Genomic DNA, 20775 nt, shown 5'->3' with positions numbered 1-20775 from the left:
ATCTAAACCAAAATTTAGGTTATAACTCATATAACCATAGGTGATTGAACTTACCGTTATCCTCTATTTAATTTAAATGCAGCGTTAAACAACCTGTTATTTGTAAATTCGCGTTGGAAATTGAATTTTCCGAGGCTCGATTCAGCTCGTCCGCGATTTATGCAGGTTTGATGACGCGTGCGTTTAATTGAATAAAAGATGGATAAAATCCTATGAATATGGTGAAACCGTCTGTTGTCGTGATGGCAGCAGCAATCCAGTTTGCGTCCCCCGTTTTTGCTGAGACAGATACAGACAAAGAACTACAAGACATGTCCGATCCTCTTGCGGTTTATACCCAAGCTGGCTTTGGCATTACGGACAAAGGGGCAAACATTAAGATAGGCCAAACCTATAAAGCGTCTCAACCGGGCACGATGGCAATGAACGTTATCGAAGTGAAAGGTATTGGTGGCGAACTGTTTGGCATTCGAGATGAAGATGACCCGTTGTACAGCAAAGTAGATGACAGTATTGATTCCTTCCGCCTGCGTAATTTCCAAGTTGAAGTTGCTAAAGGGCTAGGGCGTCAGCTTGATGTGAACTACGACGTAGATGCTGACAAGTTGGACGCGTCGTACAGCTTCATCAAGGCCTTACCGAAGCTTGGTGTTGTTCAGCTTTACCCATTAGCTGGTGCAGGTGTGACGATTGCCAATGACTTCAGTGGTGAAGACAACGGCTACGAGATGCCAGGTACATTTACTGTGGTTGGGATGTACTCGAAAATCGATATTACCGACAAAATTTGGATCAACTACAACCCGATGTATATGCACACCTTATCAGGCTCAAGTGATTATAAAGACACGTATTATGTGGGTGAGGATAATATCTTAACGCATGAATTTGCGATTTCTTACCAAATAACACCACGTTCAAATATTCGTTACTTCGCTAACTGGAATGAGCAAGTCGACTTTGGCGATGGCGACCACCGTATCGAATACAACTACCAATTCTAATACGACTCATAAGATAAAAATAATTTACGCATTTTTGCTGTGTGATGTTTGGTCACACATTAAGTGGAAATAACAAGGCGCATCAAATTTTAAGCGCGTTCGTCGTTGGTTTTATTTCAGACGACAAGATGAAAACAAAAATAGAAGAAAGACCAACCGCTTAGTCGGTTTTATTTCTCATTCAATCCACAAATTGCCTGTGCTGTGTGTGATGGTCAGTCCTTTCACTGATATACAACCAACGCTGCAGTACGGGTTTTCTCTTAACATGCTTATAGGTTTTAGTATGAAAAATCTTACCAAAATCGTTGCTGTGGGGTCCCTCATCTCGTGTGCAGCAGCGCAAGCAGGAGGTCTGTACTTGTACGAGACTTCCACCACAGACATTGGTTTAGCGTCTGCGGGTATGGCGGCAAGAGCACAGGATGCCTCGGTCATGGCGGCGAACCCAGCGGGTTTGTCTAACGTGTCGGGTCAGTCATTTTCGGGTCACTTGATCAGCTTGTATGGCGACACAACACTGGACACCTTTGGTGGCGGTGATGCAGGAAACATCATTGGTTACGTACCGCTTGGTTCTGCGTTTTACAGCCAACAAGTGAACGACAAGTGGACGCTTGGTATTGGTATGTACGGCAACTACGGCTTGGGTCTGGAATACGACAAGCTGTTCAGCCGTATTGATATTCCTAATGCAATTACTCAGGCCGTGACGGTTCAACCTTCTGCTTCATACCGTATTAACGATCAATGGTCTGTAGGTGCTGCATTAGGCATCCATTACGGCATCTTAGATATGGATGTCAAAGTTGATGATACGACTCTCGCTGGTGGCATTGAAGATACCGACACTCAAGTGAATGGCCGCGTTGGTGTGCTGTATGAGTTGAATTCAGGTACTCGCTTAGGTCTGTCTTATTCGAATGAAACTGAGTTTGAATTCGATGATAAAGACTTCTCGACCAGTGCCGTTGCACCTCAGCAGTTGGTATTCAGTGCTTACCATGAGCTCAACGACAAACTGGCGGTGATGGGTAACCTGAACTGGCAAGACTGGAGCGCGTACCAAACGCTGATGGATGTAGAAACACAAGACACCTACCAGATTGCTTTGGGTACACAGTATAAGGTTAATAGCAAAGTGATGTGGAACGCAGGTTTCGCATTTGATTCAAGCATGTACACAGACCAATCCAACGGTGATCTGACTATCCCAACTGGCAACGCATACCGTCTAGGTACTGGCATTGATTACAAGATTGATGAAGCAAGCACGGTTTCAGTTGCCTTCGAAGCGACCTTGATTGAATCGTCTGAAGTGAAAGGTCGAGCGGGCAACACGATTGCAAGCTTTGATGATCCCGCGTTGTACTTCCTGAGCATTGGCTACAGCTGGAAAAACCAATAATCCGGCGTTAACGCAATCACTAGATTAGCGATACGACGAAAAGCAGCGGTAAGCACGTCCTAGGCTTACCGCCGTTTTTGTTTATAGCGGGACGGTATCAATTCAACTGAACAAAAAGCACAAAGTAAAAAGACGATAGCGAATTCGTCGAGGAAATTTGAAATGAACAACACGTTTTGGCTGGCATGTGCAGCGTTAGTTTTAAGCTCGTCGGCTCTGGCTAGCGAACGCGTTCCCAAAGAGAACAAAAACAAATTAGCCGATGACCCAACAAAGGTGATCACCAAGTTCGGTACGGCTTATTCTAACAACTATGATTTTGATGACCAGAACATCTCTTTCTCTGGCTCTTTAGCATTGGATGAAGCTCGCAAGATTAATGTTCGTATCAATGATGATGCGAGTGAGTGGCGCGTGGGCGGCTCTTGGCTGTTTCCGGTAGGTATCGTGAACTTCAACTTTGGTAAGAATGAATATACCAACGGCGCTGATCAAACCAATTACAGCGTCGGAACGTTTGTACCATTGAGCTATTTTGGCATCGAACCAGCAGGCTTTCAGATATTCCCTATGGCTGGCTACACCTATAACGACGGTGATGTGCCAGTTTGTGATGGCGCAGTGGACAGTGTATGTTCGGACCCTGGTTTTACTGGCACACCTAGCCCAGAGAATGGATTCAACATGATGAACTCTTCAGGCAGTAGCGGCTATTTGGGAGCGTTCACATTGAAGCCCCTGACAGAGCAATTGACCTTAATGGGATTCGCGGGTGGCTCTTATGGCTCGGAGAACAGTGAAGGCGACAACTACAAAGGCGCTTTTGGTGGCTTAGGTTTAGGTTATCTTGTGCAAAAACGTCACTCGTTTAACTTGATGACGTTTATGATGGACAACAACACTTATCTCGATGATCCAGACAAGCGCGTCATCGTCTCATACCAGTATCAGTTTGATTAAAGAAGCGCAGCCCATCGGCTGCGTTTTAATTAAAAAGTGCCAACCCATATCAGAACGGATCAGCTCTCTAGCTCTGCGCGGTATTGGTCTTGCAGGATGTACATGCGTTTTACATCGCGGTAGCTACCGTTGATGAAGAACTCTTGCACGAGGTGGCCTTCTTCAATAAAGCCGCACTTCTGGTAAAGGTGGATCGCTTTTTCATTGTCCAAGGCAACCAACAGGTAGATTTTGTGCAGGTTAAGAATCGAGAATGAATAATCCAAAGCACGATTGATCACCTCTTCGGCATAGCCTCGTCCTTGGTGGTCTGGGGCGATGATGATTTGGAATTCGGCGCTGCGGTGGATGTAGTTAATCTCAATCAACTCGACCAGACCAATTAAGACACCGTGTTCGTCTTCCACTACAAAGCGTCGCTCTGCATCGTCGTGAATGTGCTTGCGATACAGTTCTTCTAATTCATCATGAGATTCGTAAGGCTCTTCAAACCAGTACGTCATGATGTTGCGGTTGTTGTTGAGGTCGTGAATAAAGCGCAGGTCTGAACGTTCTAAAGCACGAATTGTGAGACCATTTTTCATCGTCTATCTCCAGAGAGCAAAAGCATAATCAAATGCGACTATAACCAAGCCATCTTAGCCCATTAGAGGGAAATCTCCCCTTTACTTCTAAGAGTTTAGGGTCGTAAAAGCGATCTTCGTCATACCCTTGCAACGCCTTTATCTATAAGGGCTACGGCAATAATGAAACTTAATCATGACGACAAAAAACCTGATTAGGTTAAGGGTGCAATTTCAGATTAAATACCGCCAACGACTTAAGGTCATAATCTACAGAAACAAGGTATTAAATATGTTTTCAATCGGTGACGTAGTAGTAGCTACTAAAGGTATCGAACTAGGCGAAATGGTTGTTACAGGTCTAAGCAGCGGCGGTTTTTACGCACACGTTAAAGCTGGCGAAAAGACACTAACTTACCCAGCTAAAGATCTTAAGAAAGCATAATTACATTTGCTGACTTGCTAAAAAGGTAGCTCCCGAGCTGCCTTTTTTTGTGCCTACAATTCCTTCCTAAATTCCTACTTTGTTTCGACCTGAATTATTTTTAATCAAATTTAATATGTTTGGTTAATATATTGTCGTCTCCGTCATTATTGACTCATATCAATAAAACCTCCGGTTTTAAGTTGTTGTTTTTATGTTGTATTTTTCACTTATCGCTGCAAGTGTCTGTTTTTATAAACTTTAGATGTTAAATTCGTTGCTCATCTAAATATTCGATTAATATCTATTCCTTTTTCCCATTTTTAAAAATATTGGCATTTCAATAACTTTCGCCCCAACTGATTTAGGGGAACAGTGATGAATAAAAAGAAAATAACACTAGGGATCGTGGGAGCAGGCTTGGTGGCTTACTTCGGCACCGTTTACATGGTGAACCAAGACGATAAAAATGTAGCTCAACAAAATCTGGCGCAATTTAGTTCGCTAGACCAATCTACGCTGGATTATCAAGCGATGAAGGTTTTAGCGGATAAAGGTTGTGGCTATTGTCATACGCCAAACAGCGAAATGCCTTTCTACTCAGAAATGCCAGTGGCGAAACAGATCATGGAAGCGGATGTTAAGGTGGCCATGCGTCACTTTGACATGACCAATCTGTTTGGCGACGTGAAGCAGAATGATCCTGTTTCTGAAGTGGCACTTGCTCGTCTTGAGAAGGTGCTTTACGACGACTCAATGCCGCCAGCGATCTACCTGACTATGCACTGGTCAGCGAGCATGTCGAAAGACGAAAAACACACCTTATTGAAGTGGATTCGTGAGAAGCGTGCAGAGCGTCATGCACAGTCTCCGGTATCTGAAGAACGTAAAACCAAAGTTCTACAACCAATTTACACCACGTTCGAAACCGATGCAGACAAGGCTGAACTGGGTAAGGTGCTTTATCACGACACGCGACTATCAGGAGACAATAGTGTCTCATGTGCGTCATGCCATAGCCTTGATACAGGCGGCGTGGACCGACTCGTAACGTCTGTTGGTATTCATGGCCAAGTGGGTGGCATCAATGCGCCAACCGTGTTTAATGCTGTGTACAACAAGCTGCAATTCTGGGATGGTCGTGCCGCGGATCTACAAGACCAAGCGGGTGGCCCTCCGTTTAACCCGATTGAAATGGGCTCTATGGATTGGGATGAAATCGTCGATAAGTTAAGCCAAGATCCAGAAATGGTTGCGATGTTCAAAAAGGTTTACTCAGGTGAGATTAATGGCAACAACATTACGGATGCGATTGCCGAGTTTGAGAAAACCTTAACCACACCAAACAGCCGATTCGACCAATACATGATGGGTGATACCCAAGCGTTGGACTCGCACGAGAAATACGGTTTGATGTTGTTCAAGAAGTACGATTGTCAGACCTGTCACGCAGGTGAAGCGATGGGTGGTGAAACGTTTGAAACGATGGGTATGAAAGCGGATTACTTTGCTGAGCGTGGTACTGACATGACGGACGCAGACCTTGGTCGTTACAACTTCACTGGCAACAAAGAAGACAAGCACAAGTTCAAAGTGCCAACCTTGCGTAACATTGAACTGACACCGCCATACTTCCACGATGGACATGCTGATACGCTAGAAAAAGCCATCTACGACATGGGTAAATACCAAGTCGGAGTGGAAATGTCGGATGAAGAAGTGGATGCCATCAAAGCGTTTTTGAAAACACTGACGGGCGATTATGAAGGCCGCCCTTTAAGTTAAGCTGAGGCATTACCGACAAGTTTGTCACCGATAAAACGATAGCCTTCGCAATCGAGACCACCTTTGATTAAGGTGGTCTTTTTTATGGAACAAATTCAATCAAGTAGGGATAGATATGATTGATCATTTTGAAATTAAGGTTGTGGATTTTGATGCCTGTATCGCGTTTTACTCCAAGGTGCTTACCCCTCTGGGCATCGAACTAAAATGGTCGGACGAAGCAGCGGCAGGCTTTGGATTAGTTGGTGAAGCCAATACGCGCTTCCTGATAGAAAAGGGTGGCCAAAGTGCCCCTTGCCACATTGCGTTTAAAGCGAATGACAAAGCGTCCGTCGAGGCCTTTCATAAAGCGGGTATTGAGGCTGGTTTTACTTGTCATGGTGAGCCAGGTTTGCGTGAACACTATGCGCCAAATTACTACGCAGCGTTTTTTTATGATCCCGATGGTAACAACATCGAAGCAGTGGCTTATTTATAGGGCGTTAGTTATGGGATGCTCCAGTGGATACTTACTGATCGAACGATCGTTAGGTCATTGGTTTTACGATCAAGATAGAAGATAATCGAGCTCCTATTTCATCCTTATAAAAAGAACGAAAAATACTATGAAAGTTGTCGTCACAAAGGCACAAAAACAGCACGCTCAAGGCATCACCGAAGTTCTCAATCCCATCATAGAAGAGGGCTTATATACCATCCTTGATACCACCTTCACCCCAGAAGAGGAAGAAGGCTTCATTGAAAGCTTTCCTGAAACGGGTGTGTTCAATGTGGCATTGAATGTAAAAGAAGCGGATGAAGAAGACAGCGCCGTGCTGGGTTTCCAAAACGTAGAGCCTTTCGCCAGTTATACCAAGGCATTCGCGCACGTTGGCATTATTGGTACGTTCGTCGATGCCAAATGTCGCCGACAAGGTGTCGCTTCAGCTTTGTTTACCGCCACTTTTACTGATGCTAAATCCAAAGGCTATGAAAAGTTGTTTGCTTATGTCCGAGAGGATAACCCCAACGCGCTCGCAACGTATCTGAAACATGGCTTTGAAGTGGTCGGTACCGCTAAGAAGCATGCCAAGGTTAACGGCCAGTACATCAATGAAGTCATGATCGAGAAGTTTCTCTAACGCCTAGAAGGAAAGCAAGATGCACAAGTCAGCAGGTATCATCATTAAAAACGGCGCACTGTTAGTGCTGCGCTCAAAAGGGAAAGACACCTTCTATGCGCCGGGCGGAAAACTGGATAGTGGCGAAACGTCAAAGCAAGCGTTATGTCGCGAACTGCAAGAAGAAGTGAGCATTGCCGTGGCGGAAGATGCTTTGACGCTGTTTGGTCGCTTTGAAGCGCCTGCACACGATAAAGACGGCATTACTTTGGTCATGGATGTGTTCTTCGTTAATGATTATTCGGGCGAGGTGGTTGCCAGTAACGAAATCGAAGAGTGCCAATGGGTAGATTCTTCAAACGTGGATGACATCGCGATAAGCACGATTTTCCGCAATGAGGTTTTCCCGAGCTTGGTTGAACAAGGATTAGTGAAATAACACTAAACCTCGAGCAGAATACAAAAACGCCCACAATGCGAACGTATTGTGGGCGTTTTCTTATGATTTGTTACTTAGCCAGTTTTTCTGCGTATTCGCTCAGGATCTGTTTGTAGACTTCAACTGGTTGAGCGCCTGTCACTGCACTTTCCATATTGAACACCACTGTTGGTACTGAGCTCACGCCAAGTTGATGCCATTGGCTTTCTTGATACTCGATAGAGTCAGCATTACTTGCGTCGTCTAGGGTGGCGATGCCCATATTTGCATCTAAACCAATGTCAGTCAGAATCGCTGCCAGTGTGCTTCGGTCAGAGACATCTTTGCGTTGACCAAAGAACGCCGCGAACAGGGCTAACTTCAGTTCAGTTTGCTTACCAAATTGCTCTGCCCACTGCAGCAGTACGTGTGCATCTCGCGTGTTAACCATCTTCATGCCATCAAAGTAGTCAAAGTCGAATCCCACTTCTTTACCCAGATTAGTCAGGTTATCGCGTGCACGAACGCTGTCTTCCGGTGTTGTTCCGTATTTATTCGCTAGGTGTTGGCGTAGGTTTTCACCTTCTGCTGGCATGTTTGGGTTCAATTCGAACGGTTGCCATTCCAACTCAATTTTGTCTTCCAATCCTAGTTCTTGAATTGCTTGTTCTAAGCGTTTGTAGCCGATGATGCACCAAGGGCAAACCACATCTGACACTACGTCGATTTTGATTACTGATTCCATAAAACAGACCTTACTTTTTCGAGTTATAAAATGGATATGGAGACCAAGAGTATGAATTCAACCAGTTACCTTTTAGTAACCTGATGCTTTTCTCTCCGAGTTTTATCTTTCATCGTATCTTTTTCTACAATTCATGTTGACCTGTCTATAACTCTACAGTTTAAGATGCTTTCATCAGCGCTGAGGAAAATTACATGTATCGGATATCGGAACTGGCAGAGATGCTGGGTTTGTCTCGCACCACATTGCTCTATTACGAGAAGATTGAGCTCATCAAAGGGCAACGGTTAAGCAACGGCTACCGCGCGTATAGCGATGCGGATCTACAACGCTTGCGTTTGATCCAGCAATTGCAGAGTGGCGGACTGACGCTTAAGGAGTGTAAAGCCTGTTTGGAGGCTAAAGTAGATCGACAGTTGATGTTGGAAAGACTCAAACAGCTCGATGAAGAGATCGAGCAAAAGCAGAAGTCGCGCCAGTTGTTGGCGGCGCTGCTTGGTGAAACACCGTTAACCGATTGGCATGAATCGTTGGATGAAGTCGCGCCGGATGCGCACTTGAAATGGCTGATGACGCAGGGTTTTAGCGAGAAAGAAGCCCTTCACTTACGTTGGTTATCAAAAGATATGAATACTCACGACGACTACATGGCGGACTTCTTCCGTGTATTTGAAGCCTTGGAGTTTTGGGGGCCTGGTTCAGAGCAAGATACGTTGAAAGCATTGAGCCTATTACCAACTCAACCTGATGAAATATTGGAAATCGGGTGCGGGCAGGGCATTGCGACTCGTACTTTGGCAAAACATGCACACATCACTGCGGTCGATAACGACGAGCCGTCTTTGCAACGCCTACAAGGCAAAGCTGAGGCTCTTGGCTTAAGTGACAATATCACCACGGTGTGTGCGAGCATGACAGAACTGCCATTTGCAGAAGGCTCGGCCGATGTCATTTGGGCAGAAGGCAGTGCTTACATCATGGGTGTGGAGAACGCATTCAAAGCATGGCGCCCATTGCTTAAAGACGGCGGTATCTTAGTGGTGAGCGATTTGGTGTGGAACACGGATACACCAAGCGAAGATACGGTGGCGTTTTGGCAAAAAGAATACCCAGATGTGGGCCGTGTCGAGAAGCGTATTGCGCAGGCGAAAGCAGTAGGCTACCGAGTGTTAGAGACGTTCTCTATTAGCCAACAGGCATGGGATAACTACTACGTTCCTTTAGATGAGCGTGTGCAAAGTTTGAAAGCTGAGATGCCAGCATCACAAGCATTAAAAGACATACAAGTTGAATTAGATATCGTTAAACGCCGTGGTAATGAAGTGGCGTATCAGATGTATATCTTACAAAAAGATTGATAGAAAAATGAACGAAACAACAAATCAAAATACTCAAAAATCTAACTACACACTTTCTCCATATGAGAGAGGCATGAGCAGCGAGATGATCGCTTTGTTTACTCAAACCTTTTCTGATTCTGAAGGTGAAGCAGAAGGTAAAACCATTGGTTTACTCGTCGGTGATTTGTTAACGACAACGTCAGAGCAAAAATTGAAAGGCTTTGTTGCAAAACAAGGTGAACGCTTGATCGCAGGCGTGTTGTTTACGCCATTAAGCTTTGAGAATGGTGAAGTGGGTTACTTATTGTCGCCAATGGCCACACTGACAGAGTGGCAAGGCAAAGGCGTAGGACAAGCCCTGATCAACTTTGGCCTTGAACACTTGAAACAACAAGGCATCGAGTTGGTGTTTACCTACGGCGATCCTAACTTCTATTCGCGCGTTGGTTTCCAACAAGTGACGGAAGCGCAATTCAAAGCGCCTAATACTTTGAGCTTTCCACATGGTTGGTTGGCACAATCACTTGTAGGTGAATTGACGCCAATCCAAGGCTCATCCTCTTGTGTGCAAGGTTTGGATAGTCCTGCTTACTGGTAACACATGAAGCCCGGTGATTGGGTGGCCTAACCTGAACGAAAAAGCCCCTCTGCGATGAACTTGCAGAGGGGCTTATTAATGCGTTCTACCAGGTATTACTTCAAGGTAAGAACCATCTTGCCTACGTGTCCCTTCTCTTGGAATGCCGCTTGCGCTTGATTGATGTTTTCGAGTGGGAACGTATGTGCGACCAGTGGTTTGATGTTGCCTTGTTCAATATGATGAACCAAGTTTCCAAACACTTCAGGCTCAAGGACGGTACAACCAAAGAAGCTGAGATCTTTGAGATACAAAGTGCGAACGTCTAGCTCAACCATCGCGCCGCCAATGGCACCTGATACTGCGTAACGACCTTTCGGGCGCAAGACTTCAAGAAACTGTGGCCACTGGTCGCCAGCAACTAAATCAATCACTACGTCAACGCTGTTGTTGCCAAGCGCTTCCACAAGATTTGCATTGCGTGGCACGACTTCATCTGCGCCCAGACCCAGCACTTGTTCATTTTTGCTTGGGCTTGTGATGGCAATAACAGTAGCACCGCGCGCTTTGGCAAGTTGAATCGCCGCAGAGCCGACACCGCCGGAAGCACCAGAAATCAGGACACGATCTCCTTTGGCAACACGAGATCGCGTGAGCATGTTTTCTGCCGTTGAATACGAACATGGGAAAGACGCAAGTTCGACGTCAGTTAAATCCGTCTTTAGTTGGTAGGCGTGCTTAGCTGAGACCACGGTGTATTCTGCAAAACCACCGTCGCATTCTGAGCCAAAGTACCAAGGTGGATTAATGGTTTCGCCATTTACATCGCTCAAGCAAGGTTCAATCAGCACGCGTTCACCTATGCGGCTTTCATCCACCATGCTACCCACGGCAACGATCTCGCCACAGACGTCAGCGCCTTGAATACGTGGGAGAACCAGTGCATTGCCGCTCCAACTTGCATCCTCGCTATCGTTGTCGCCTTTTGAGTACCAGCCAATACGCGTATTGATATCGGTATTGTTCACGCCTGCTGCGGATACACGAATCAGCACTTCGTTCTCTTTTGGCGTTGGGACTGGAATATCTTGGCGGTATTCCAACATTTCTGGTCCGCCGTGACCGGTCAATAGAACACCTTTCATTGTGGTTGGTAGTGTTGTCATGATTAATCTTCCTTTAGCAATCTTAAAACAGCTTGTTGCGCAGAGCTCAGAGCCTCGTTACCCAGTACTGGCCAAGCGCTGGACACGCCTTCGTGCAATAAGAACAGCTGCGTGGCAAGGTCTTGGCGAAGGCTCTGTTTACCCAAAAATTGTCGAACGTCTTCTTTGTGTGCTTTCACGGTTTGGTTGATGATGTCGTGCTCGGGAAATGCCGCAATCGCGTTCATCGACATGCAACCATGCGGTGCGTAGTCTTCCATCCATTGTTTGAGCTTGTTGAATACGTGCTGAGTCGCTTCTAGCCCGGCTTGTGGCGAGTTATCCAGCAGGAAGTTTAAGTAGCGCTGGTGGCGGTGCTCCAGTGCAGCTACGATCATGTCTTCCTTAGAAGGGTAGTGCTTGTACAAGGTGCGTAGGCTAACGCCACAGGCCGTCTTGAGCTGTGCCACACTCGGCTCGGCAAATCCAAGCTCGCTAAAAGCTTGTTCTAAACTGGCGGCGATCTGTTCTTTCAACATAGCGTCTTCTCATGGGTAGAATGAATGTTCTACTTTTAGAGTAGAGCGATCGTTCTACCTGTGTCAACTAAGATCGCAGACATAAAAAAACGGAGCCCGAAAGCTCCGTTTTAAATCATCAAGTTAGCGTTAAATATTTTTGTATTCGTCCAACACCAACTGGCTAATTTGAGCGATGACTTGGTCGCGCGCCTGCAACGATAAATCGGTCTCAGTAATGTAAATGCTGATGTAAACCGGTTTATGGTTTTCTTTCCAGATCATCGCCGTGATACCACGCGAGCCAAACCCGCCAGCACCAGAACGATCGGCAATCGACCAGCCTTTTGGCAACACAGAGCGCATCAAAGAATCAGAGACTTTGTTGTCTTGCATCCAAATCTTTAACTGAATACGTGACTCGTAGGATAGTGCATCGCCTTCTAACAAGGTGTGTAGAGTGTTTACCATGGCGTTAGGCGTTGTTGTATCTTGCTTGTCGCCAGGTTTTGCTTCATTCAATCTTGGTTCAAAACGGTCAAGGCGAGTGGCCTTATCACCAATAGAACGCAAGAATCTGGTTACGCCATGCGGACCACCAATGCTGCGTAAAACAATGTTGGCGGCGGTGTTGTCGCTCATCAGCATTGCGGCTTCACAGGCATGTTCAATACGCGTGGTTTGGCCTGCCATTCGATCCATGACAGGTGACCACACCACCATGCTGCGCTCTTCGACTTTCGCGGTGGCGTTTTTATCAAGCTTTTCGCTGTCCATGTCTTTCAGCATGGCCGCGCACGCCAGCGTTTTAAAGGTACTCATCATTGGGAAGCGCTCGTCGCCACGATAATCCCACTTTTCGTCTGTTTGCGTGTCCCAAACAGAAACGCCAATGCGACCCGTAATGTGGTCTTCAATTGCGGAGAGGTCTTCATTCAGTTTGGCGGCGTACGTTGCACTCGAACAGGCTAACAATCCGAGTAGCAGAAATAGCTTTTTCATTATTGATTTTCTTAGTGTTATTTATTCCAGTTCGCACCTTGGCGAATTTAACCGGAACTATAACGAGTGAATACTCTAATGACTGTTAGATTCTTGTCTTTTTTCTGTAGGAATCCTTGCATATGTCGAGCTTTACCCGCTTTTACTCTTATTGACGTTGCTTTACATGTGAAGCGCTAAAGTAAAGTTGTCGATTAACCGAGTAACCAATCATGAAAACATTCCGCAATCTCATCTGGGCAATGATCGCCGCGATGTCCTTATTATGGTTTGCGATGGAACCGCAGCTTTTCTCTTCTACCAATGTCTTTGAATGGCGATCTGCCATGATCCAATATTCAGGCATTCTGTCTTTGATGCTGATGTCGATAACCATGGTGTTGGCAATGCGCCTTCCTGTGGTTGAAAACTGGCTACATGGCATGGACAAAGCGTATCGAGTGCACAAATGGCTCGGCATCGGTGGCGTTGCATTAGGTTTAGCACACTGGCTTTGGTACCAAGTGCCGAAGTGGCTAGTCATGTCTGGTGTATTAGCAAGACCGGAGAAACACACAGGTGCAGGCCCTGAGGGTAATCTCTCTGGAATCGAAGCTTGGATTCATGGTCTGCGCGATCTTGCTCAAGGCATGGGTGAGTGGGGTTTCTACATGCTGTTGGTTTTGCTAGTGGTTTCTCTATGGGGCGCTGTGAAGTACAAACCCTTTAAACTATCGCACCGCTTTATGTCTGTGGCGTATTTGCTGATTGCGATTCACTCCGTACTGCTGCTCAAGCGCGCGTATTGGGGCGAGCCTGTTTACTATCTCACAGTAGCATTCGCAGTTGTGGGTTCGATTGCTGCACTTTACAGTTTGTTTGGCTTCGTTGGTCGTCGTAATAAACATTCTGCGGTTGTCGCGTCGACACGTTACTTCCCTCAAGCTGAAGTGATGGAATTGGTCGTTAAACCAAATGCGTCTTGGCAAGGTCACAAAGCAGGGCAATTTGCTTACTTGCGTTTTGGTGATGAAGATGCCCATCCGTTCACTATCGTCTCTGGCAGTGAAAGTGATGAATTACGTTTCTTAATCAAAGAGCTAGGCGACTTTACTACCGGCTTGTATGAGCGCGTAAAAGCGGGCGATGCGGTAATGGTAGAGGGGCCTTACGGATGTTTGGAATTTGATTTAGAGAAACCTCAAATCTGGATTGCTGGTGGGGTAGGGATTGCTTCTTTCTTTGCCGCTTTGGAAGCATTGAAAGTGCAAGCGCAAACTAATGACGTTCATTTGTTTTACTGCAGTCGCGGTATCGACGGCCAGTTGGTTGATGAACTTTGGCACTTAGCGCACCAAGCAAGCGTCAAACTGCATGTGATAGATACCATGACATCGCCACGTTTGAATGCTGAACGTATTGCTGCTCAGTGTGGTGATTTGAACCAGTATGAAATGTATTTCTGTGGACCAGAAGCGTTCTCAAAAACACTGAAAAAAGAGCTAGATGCGCATCAATTTAATATTGAGCAGAGTTATCACGAAGAGCTATTTATTATGCGCTAAGTGTCAAGATTGTTAGTCATAAGTTAGCTCAGTGGTGAGCTTTTTAAGCCTCAATTTCGATATTCAGAAATGGGTAGGGTAATAAGCAAATCCAAACCGAGAGAGTAAAGATGACTATCACATCAAAACGCATTCTAGCGCTAACAACATTGGCAACAGTGACCGCTTCTGGCCACGCATTGGCAGAAGGCCGCAACAACTCAATTGAAGCGGGTGCGACCTTCGTTGGTGACCACGAAATGTACACCTTGGGTTACAGCCGTGATGTGGGCAACAACATCGTCACTGGTGGTGGTATTTTCGTTGGTTCTGACGCAATTGATATGCCCGTAAAGAACGATCAAGACGCTTGGGGTATGTACGCGAACATTGGTTACCGCTTTGAAATTGCTGAGTTCGATATCATTCCTAAGCTTGGTATCAACTACTTTAATGCGGACGTTGATATCAATAGTGGCACTCACTCTGGCCAGAGCATGAACATTGATAGTGTTTACGCTTCTGTTGGCGGTACGGTTAACTGGCGTATGGTTGGCCTAACGGTTGATTACGGTAAGATCAACGACTCAGCGGTTAACCCGATCAATGGTAAAGAATTTGAAGAAGATGTGGTTCGCGCTACGTTGAGCTTCAACTTCTAACGTTTTTCATCGACCTTTATATTTTTATCGTTTTATTGCACATACTGCTTGTTTGCCGCCTGTACCGGGCGGCTTTTTTGTTTCCATTATGTGCCCAGAATGACCAACGAAGTTATAAATCGTTGAGAATATCGGACAGGTGCTTTTCTAATTTCACTATCGTTGGGTGTTGATAATAGCCACGGTGAAACTGCAAGCCGATATCAAAGAACATCTGAGCGTTATCCTGAATCAGCGGAATCTTCTTGATGCCTTGCGGCAAAGCCGAATCGGGCAGGGCAAAGCAAATCAGAACATAATCGGTTTTGATTAACCAATCCAAAGCGGCATGAACCGATGGCACGGTTAAGCGTCTTTCCAAAGCAAACCCAAGTTGGCGTTTCACCCTCTCGTAGTAAATGGCGTCATCCAGTGCGCCCATCGACACTCGCACCAGTTTTTCGTTTTGTAGGCGCTGAATATCAATACGTTCATGTTGCCAAAGCGGGTTGTTCTGCGAGGTATAGAGATACAAACCTAGTTCACCGATTTTCCGCTCAACCACGCGTTCATTCATGACGGAAGGGTAACCAGAAATGCCGACGGCGAGTGAACCCGCTTTTGGAAATTCGATGCCTTCAAGATTCCAATCCACCATTGAGAAGTCAGCGATATTGTCGTGTTGGCTGAGCAATTCGAGTAACGGAGTGGTGAGAATAGCGCTAAGAGGGTTCGGTACAAAAAAGCGAAATTGGGTCGGTTGTGTAGCGGCTTCAAGGACGTTGACTTGAGTTTGAGCAGACTCCAGTTGTTCTAACGGCTCCTCGATAATGCTCATGAGTTGACTGCAAAACAGGGTTGGGAAATACAGCCCTTTGTTGGCAATGAAAAGCTCGTTGCCAAATAGCTCGCGGCAGTCGGCCAGCTGGCGATTAAACGTGGCTCGGCTGATATCGAGCGTATGGCACACCTTGGGCAACGACTTCTGTTCAAAAATCAGGTTTAAAAAGCGATACAGGTTGAGGTCTATGGAGTGTTTCACAAAGCGCCTTAAGCATAAATTTACGTCGTTGGTTACGACATTGTGTGGTGTTCAAAGGTTCAAATTTGAGCTTCTTAACCTTCAAAAATGCGCATGTAATCCACGTATTCTGATAGTGGCAAATTAACGTATTCACTATCCGGAGGTGTCATGCTTAAAGATCTATTTGGCTTATTCATTTTGGTGCTACTAGTCAGTGCGCCTGTTTTTGCGAAAGAGCAGGACCCATTTGTCGCGGGTGGCGTCACTTTTATGGATGATCATGAGGTCTTGAGTGTGGAAATCGGTGCTGAGGTGTTACCTAACCTTAACTGGTCAATCGGATTTAATGCGCCCTTAGACAGTGGAGAAAAAGAGGAAAATGGAATTTACTCGGCTGAAAAGCAAGTATGGGGGCTGCATACTGCACTGGGGTATGAAATCCGTTTGAGCGACATGCTCGCGATTACGCCGCGTATTGGTGTGAACTACAACGATGTCGAGATCGAGTACTTTAATGAAGAAACCAGCGAACATGTGGAATCTTTAAATCAGAACAACATCACACCAACGCTGGGAGTCAAAGTCGATATTGCTCGCGTTGGTTTGATTGTGGAAGGATACAAAATAGATGAAGACCTGAGTCTTTCAGAAGAAGAGGAAACCGCAATTCGCGTGATGGCGGCTTATAACTTCTGAGTTTCCCCTCACTGTTATTGGCTCAAATAGAAAAAAGGAGCTTAACTGTCAGCTCCTTTGTTTCCTCAGGTCATTATTTACAGTTCAATCTTTTTAACCATTCCCGCTTCTGCGTGACCTGGAATGTTACAAGCGAACTCAACCTTGTTGTCTCCGTGGAAGTGCCACAGTAATTGCTTGGCTTTACCCGGCTCAACCGTGACTGCGTTGCCTGAATCGTGCATGTGGTCACCACTCATGTTCTTCATCATTTCACGATGTTCTAGCTGCTCTTTGGCAGAACCGATCGTAAACTCGTGGTTGATTTTACCCGTGTTCATGACTACAAACTGCACCACATCGTTTGGCTCAATCTTGACGTCTTTCTTGAACTTGATCGTCATGTCATCACTCAAGAGTACGTGTACCACTTTATCTGGCTTTGCGCCTTTTGCTGGCATACCTACCGCAGACATGCCTGGCATATCCATCATGTTGGAGTGGTCCATTTTGCTGTGATCCATCTTCATGCTGCCGTGGTCCATGTTTTCATGCTTCATATTGCTATGATCCATATCGCCATGATCCATGTTTGAATGATCCATTTGTGCAAAAGCAGTCGTTGTTGTTAAAGCTAGAGCAAGAGTGATTAGTGTCTTTTTCATCTTTTATATCCTTGTTTTAATTCATTAATAATTTGGTTGTTTCCCCTCAAAACTTAACGTTTGAGGGGAAAGTAGGGATTAAGCGTTGTTGTTTACATCACTAGCTTGTGTGCTAGCTTGGTGATTAGTCGCATTGCTTTGGCACAACTCACGTTGTTTCCACAGCTTGAAGATGGCTGGCAGTACTAATAGCGTCAGTAGTAGTGCTGATGCCATACCTCCAATCATTGGTGCAGCGATACGTTGCATTACTTCTGACCCTGTACCTTCGCCGTACATGATTGGAATAAGGCCAATAATGACCGTCAGTACCGTCATCATTACTGGGCGGACACGCAGGCCTGCACCTTCACGAATGGCATCGGTTAGGTCTTTCGCCTCAAGCTTCTGTTGGCTCTCTTCCGCATCTAGCTTCTTGTAGTGCCATGCTTGGTTGAGGTAGACGAGCATGATGACCCCAATTTCAACCGCGACACCTGCTAGGGCAATAAAGCCGACCCCAACGGCAATCGAGAAGTTATAGTTGAGGATATGCATAAGCCACAAACCACCGACCATAGCGAGCGGTAGGGTAAGCATGATGATCATCACTTCGCCGACACGACGGAAGCTGAAGTAAAGCAGCAGCATAATGATGGCGATGGTGATTGGTACCACGACACTCAAGCGGTCTTTTGCACGCTCCATGTATTCGTATTGACCAGACCAAGCCAGCGAGTAACCCGCAGGAAGTTCCAATTGATCAGCAACAACCTGTTGCGCTTCTACGACGTAAGATCCAAGGTCACGACCATCGATGTCGACAAATACCCAGCCGTTCGGGCGTGCGTTTTCTGTCTTGATCATCGGAGGCCCGTCTTCATAACGAATGTCCGCGACATCAGCCAGTGCAATACGAGCGCCATTTGGAGTGACTAACGGCAGGTTTTGCAGTTTAACCACTGAGTCGCGGTAGTCTTGTGGGTAACGAACGTTGATTGGGTAACGCTCCAAGCCTTCGATGGTTTCACCCACATTCATGCCGCCCACCGCAGTGGAGATCACTTGCTGAACGTCTTTGATGCTCAAGCCGTAACGTGCTGCGGCACGACGTTTAATGTCGATCGTGACATAGCGACCTCCTGCTACACGTTCTGCATAAACCGATGCTGTGCCTTGAACGCCATTAAGAATTGGCTCCAACTGAGAACCGATCTTCTCAATCACTTTCAGATCGGGACCGGCGATCTTAATGCCGATAGGGGTTTTGATGCCCGTTGCCAGCATGTCGATACGCGTTTTGATCGGCATTACCCAAGCGTTGGTTAATCCTGGGAATTGCACTAGATCATCGAACTCTTTACGCAGTGATTCTGTCGTCACCCCTTCACGCCATTGATCACGTGGCTTCAACTGAATCACGGTTTCAATCATGGTGAGTGGCGCTGGATCGGTTGCGGTCTCAGCTCGACCAATCTTGCCCCATACCGTCTGTACTTCTGGGACGGTTTTGATCAGCTTATTGGTTTGCTGTAGCAGCTCACGAGCCTTACCAATCGAGATGCCCGGATAGGTTGTTGGCATGTACATTAAGTCACCTTCATCCAGCGGCGGGATGAACTCGCTACCCAGCTTACTGGTTGGGTAATAAGCCGACGCCATTAGACCTAATGCGATAACAATCATGGTCTTAGGGGATTTTAAGCTGGGGTTCAACAGCGGACGGTACAACGCGACCAAGCCGCGGTTAACCGGGGTTTTGTGCTCCGGTAATACCTTACCGCGAATGAAGTAGCCCATAAGTACAGGGACGAGTGTGATTGCCAAACCTGCTGCCGCTGCCATGGCGTACGTCTTAGTGAAGGCAAGTGGCGAGAACATCTTGCCTTCCTGACCTTCTAAGGCGAACACAGGCACGAAGCTTAGAGTAATGATCAGCAATGAGAAGAACAGTGGAGCGCCGACTTCTTCGGCCGCCTTACTGATGACTTGCCATCGGTTTTTATCGGTCAGTGGCGTTCGTTCAATGTGCTTGTGAACGTTTTCGATCATAACGATTGCACCATCCACCATGGCGCCGATAGCAATCGCGATACCACCAAGGGACATAATGTTGGCATTAATACCTTGCCAATGCATTACGATAAACGCAGTGAGAATGCCGACCGGTAGGCTCAGAGCGATAACCAACGAAGAACGAATGTGGAATAAGAACAACGCACACACAATCGCAACGACGATGAACTCTTCTGCAAGTTTCTTCCATAGGTTTTCTACTGCTGCATCAATCAGAGTCGAACGGTCGTAAGTCGCAACAATTTCAACACCTTCTGGTAGGCCGCGCTGTAGGTCTGCAAGCTTGTCTTTTACTTTTGCAATGACTTCACTCGCGTTCTCGCCAAAGCGCATTACGATAACGCCACCTACCGCTTCTCCTTCGCCATTGAGCTCTGAGATACCACGGCGCATTTGTGGACCAAGGTTAATGTCAGCGATGTCGCCTAGTAGCAACGGCGTGCCTTTCTCAGTGACTTTTAGAGGCAGTGATTTGATGTCTTCAATGCTGGTTAGGTAACCCGTGGTACGAACCATGTGTTCAGCTTCGGCCACTTCGATAACGGACGCGCCGGTTTCTTGGTTACCATTTTGGATTGCCATATTCACTTGCTGCAAAGTGAGGTTGTACGCACGCAGCTTGGCAGGATCAATTTGTACTTGGTACTGCTTAACCATGCCGCCAACGGTCGCGACTTCAGAAACGCCATCAACGGTTTGCAGTTCGTACTTCAAGAACCAGTCTTGCAGGCTACGAAGTTCGGCTAAATCGTGCTTACCGGTTTTGTCTTGTAATACGTAGCTGTAAACCCAGCCCACACCCGTTGCATCAGGACCTAACGTCGGTTTTGCGTTTGGTGGTAGCTTTGGTGCTACTTGGCTTAAGTACTCCAACACGCGTGAACGTGCCCAGTACATGTCGGTATCATCGTTGAAAATGATATAAACGTAAGAGTCACCAAAGAAGGAGTAGCCACGAACTGTCTCAGCACCCGGCACGGCAAGCATGGCGGTGGTGAGTGGGTAAGTAACTTGATCCTCGACAACTTGAGGAGCTTGGCCCGGATAGCTTGTCTTGATGATCACTTGCACATCAGAAAGATCCGGAATGGCGTCAACAGGTGTATTCTTTACACTGTAAAGTCCACCCAGAACGAGCGCTAGAGTGGCGATCAACACTAGAAAGCGGTTGTTGAGCGACCAACGAATAATTGCACTGATCAT

21 protein-coding genes are annotated in these 20775 nt (G+C 46.4%); 13 read left to right on the top strand and 8 right to left on the bottom strand.

Features of this window, described 5'->3' with window-relative positions; all coding sequences use genetic code 11:
- Positions 1 to 212: 212 nt before the first annotated feature.
- The 3 genes from ATB78_RS00555 to ATB78_RS00545 all read left to right on the top strand — a co-directional run bounded on the left by ATB78_RS00555 (position 213) and on the right by ATB78_RS00545 (position 3372).
- A complete protein-coding gene (locus ATB78_RS00555; RefSeq protein WP_061007501.1) occupies positions 213 to 1004 on the top strand; it encodes a hypothetical protein in 792 nt (263 codons plus the stop codon).
- Between the two features lie 286 nt (positions 1005 to 1290).
- A complete protein-coding gene (locus ATB78_RS00550) occupies positions 1291 to 2412 on the top strand; it encodes an outer membrane protein transport protein (RefSeq protein WP_061007500.1) in 1122 nt (373 codons plus the stop codon).
- A 162-nt stretch (positions 2413 to 2574) separates the two neighbouring features.
- The gene (locus ATB78_RS00545) at positions 2575 to 3372 is read left to right on the top strand and encodes a hypothetical protein (RefSeq protein WP_061007499.1); all 798 of its coding nucleotides are present in this window, start codon (positions 2575 to 2577) and stop codon (positions 3370 to 3372) included.
- Between the two features lie 59 nt (positions 3373 to 3431).
- Here ATB78_RS00545 and speG read toward each other — a convergent pair whose 3' ends face one another.
- Positions 3432 to 3956 carry a spermidine N1-acetyltransferase gene (gene speG / locus ATB78_RS00540; RefSeq protein ID WP_009706233.1) on the bottom strand — a complete coding sequence of 175 codons (525 nt, stop codon included), beginning with the start codon at positions 3954 to 3956 and terminating at the stop codon, positions 3432 to 3434.
- A gap of 271 nt (positions 3957 to 4227) precedes the next feature.
- Here speG and ATB78_RS29230 point away from each other — a divergent pair, with 271 nt between their 5' ends.
- The 5 genes from ATB78_RS29230 (at position 4228) to ATB78_RS00520 (ending at position 7683) form a co-directional block, all read left to right on the top strand.
- Positions 4228 to 4380 (top strand): hypothetical protein, encoded by a 153-nt coding sequence (locus ATB78_RS29230; protein ID WP_005452601.1) that lies wholly within the window; start codon positions 4228 to 4230, stop codon positions 4378 to 4380.
- Positions 4381 to 4737: 357 nt separating this feature from the next.
- On the top strand, positions 4738 to 6144 hold the full coding sequence (locus ATB78_RS00535; protein WP_061007498.1) for a cytochrome-c peroxidase: 1407 nt from the start codon (positions 4738 to 4740) through the stop codon (positions 6142 to 6144).
- Positions 6145 to 6259: 115 nt separating this feature from the next.
- Entirely contained in the window at positions 6260 to 6622 is a 363-nt protein-coding gene (locus tag ATB78_RS00530) for a VOC family protein (protein WP_061007497.1), read from the top strand.
- A gap of 127 nt (positions 6623 to 6749) precedes the next feature.
- Positions 6750 to 7265 carry a GNAT family N-acetyltransferase gene (locus tag ATB78_RS00525; protein WP_061007496.1) on the top strand — a complete coding sequence of 172 codons (516 nt, stop codon included), beginning with the start codon at positions 6750 to 6752 and terminating at the stop codon, positions 7263 to 7265.
- A 19-nt stretch (positions 7266 to 7284) separates the two neighbouring features.
- Positions 7285 to 7683, top strand: a complete 399-nt coding sequence (locus ATB78_RS00520; RefSeq protein ID WP_061007495.1) for an NUDIX domain-containing protein — start codon at positions 7285 to 7287, stop codon at positions 7681 to 7683.
- 70 nt (positions 7684 to 7753) lie between these two features.
- On the opposite strand, the gene ATB78_RS00515 is transcribed toward ATB78_RS00520, so the two are convergent.
- Entirely contained in the window at positions 7754 to 8407 is a 654-nt protein-coding gene (locus ATB78_RS00515; protein ID WP_061007494.1) for a DsbA family oxidoreductase, read from the bottom strand.
- Between the two features lie 194 nt (positions 8408 to 8601).
- On the opposite strand from ATB78_RS00515, the gene ATB78_RS00510 reads away from it, so the two are divergent.
- Both ATB78_RS00510 and ATB78_RS00505 read left to right on the top strand, forming a co-directional pair.
- Positions 8602 to 9765: a MerR family transcriptional regulator gene (locus ATB78_RS00510; RefSeq protein ID WP_061007493.1), complete on the top strand. Its 1164-nt coding sequence runs from the start codon at positions 8602 to 8604 to the stop codon at positions 9763 to 9765.
- Between the two features lie 7 nt (positions 9766 to 9772).
- Positions 9773 to 10345, top strand: a complete 573-nt coding sequence (locus tag ATB78_RS00505) for an N-acetyltransferase (protein WP_061007492.1) — start codon at positions 9773 to 9775, stop codon at positions 10343 to 10345.
- Positions 10346 to 10440: 95 nt separating this feature from the next.
- Here the strand turns inward: ATB78_RS00505 and ATB78_RS00500 are convergent, their stop codons facing one another.
- The 3 genes from ATB78_RS00500 to blaCARB all read right to left on the bottom strand — a co-directional run bounded on the left by ATB78_RS00500 (position 10441) and on the right by blaCARB (position 12989).
- A complete protein-coding gene (locus ATB78_RS00500) occupies positions 10441 to 11493 on the bottom strand; it encodes an alcohol dehydrogenase family protein (protein ID WP_179946988.1) in 1053 nt (350 codons plus the stop codon).
- Positions 11493 to 12008, bottom strand: coding sequence for a TetR/AcrR family transcriptional regulator (locus tag ATB78_RS00495; protein ID WP_061007490.1), 516 nt, complete (start codon positions 12006 to 12008; stop codon positions 11493 to 11495). Before ATB78_RS00495 ends, ATB78_RS00500 begins: the two co-directional genes overlap by 1 nt.
- 129 nt (positions 12009 to 12137) lie before the next feature.
- Positions 12138 to 12989 carry a CARB/PSE/RTG family carbenicillin-hydrolyzing class A beta-lactamase gene (blaCARB, locus tag ATB78_RS00490; protein ID WP_061007489.1) on the bottom strand — a complete coding sequence of 284 codons (852 nt, stop codon included), beginning with the start codon at positions 12987 to 12989 and terminating at the stop codon, positions 12138 to 12140.
- Positions 12990 to 13201: 212 nt separating this feature from the next.
- Between blaCARB and ATB78_RS00485 the strand changes: the two genes are divergently transcribed.
- Together ATB78_RS00485 and ATB78_RS00480 are read left to right on the top strand one after the other, a co-directional pair.
- Positions 13202 to 14533: a ferric reductase-like transmembrane domain-containing protein gene (locus ATB78_RS00485; protein ID WP_061007488.1), complete on the top strand. Its 1332-nt coding sequence runs from the start codon at positions 13202 to 13204 to the stop codon at positions 14531 to 14533.
- Between the two features lie 110 nt (positions 14534 to 14643).
- Positions 14644 to 15174 (top strand): hypothetical protein, encoded by a 531-nt coding sequence (locus ATB78_RS00480; RefSeq protein WP_041056864.1) that lies wholly within the window; start codon positions 14644 to 14646, stop codon positions 15172 to 15174.
- Between the two features lie 112 nt (positions 15175 to 15286).
- On the opposite strand, the gene ATB78_RS00475 is transcribed toward ATB78_RS00480, so the two are convergent.
- Positions 15287 to 16195, bottom strand: coding sequence for a LysR family transcriptional regulator (locus ATB78_RS00475; RefSeq protein WP_061007487.1), 909 nt, complete (start codon positions 16193 to 16195; stop codon positions 15287 to 15289).
- A gap of 150 nt (positions 16196 to 16345) precedes the next feature.
- Here ATB78_RS00475 and ATB78_RS00470 point away from each other — a divergent pair, with 150 nt between their 5' ends.
- Complete coding sequence (locus ATB78_RS00470) at positions 16346 to 16873, top strand: autotransporter domain-containing protein (RefSeq protein WP_005425112.1); 528 nt, start codon at positions 16346 to 16348, stop codon at positions 16871 to 16873.
- Positions 16874 to 16950: 77 nt separating this feature from the next.
- On the opposite strand, the gene ATB78_RS00465 is transcribed toward ATB78_RS00470, so the two are convergent.
- Positions 16951 to 17517 carry a cupredoxin family protein gene (locus tag ATB78_RS00465; protein WP_005425081.1) on the bottom strand — a complete coding sequence of 189 codons (567 nt, stop codon included), beginning with the start codon at positions 17515 to 17517 and terminating at the stop codon, positions 16951 to 16953.
- 78 nt (positions 17518 to 17595) lie between these two features.
- Positions 17596 to 20775, bottom strand: coding sequence for an efflux RND transporter permease subunit (locus ATB78_RS00460; RefSeq protein WP_061007486.1), 3180 nt, complete (start codon positions 20773 to 20775; stop codon positions 17596 to 17598).

The organism is Vibrio sp. CUB2 (assembly GCF_001557945.1).
Classification (GTDB): domain Bacteria; phylum Pseudomonadota; class Gammaproteobacteria; order Enterobacterales; family Vibrionaceae; genus Vibrio; species Vibrio owensii.
The sequence above is the reverse complement of the archived record's forward strand: the minus strand, read 5'-3'. Positions and strand labels throughout refer to the sequence as shown.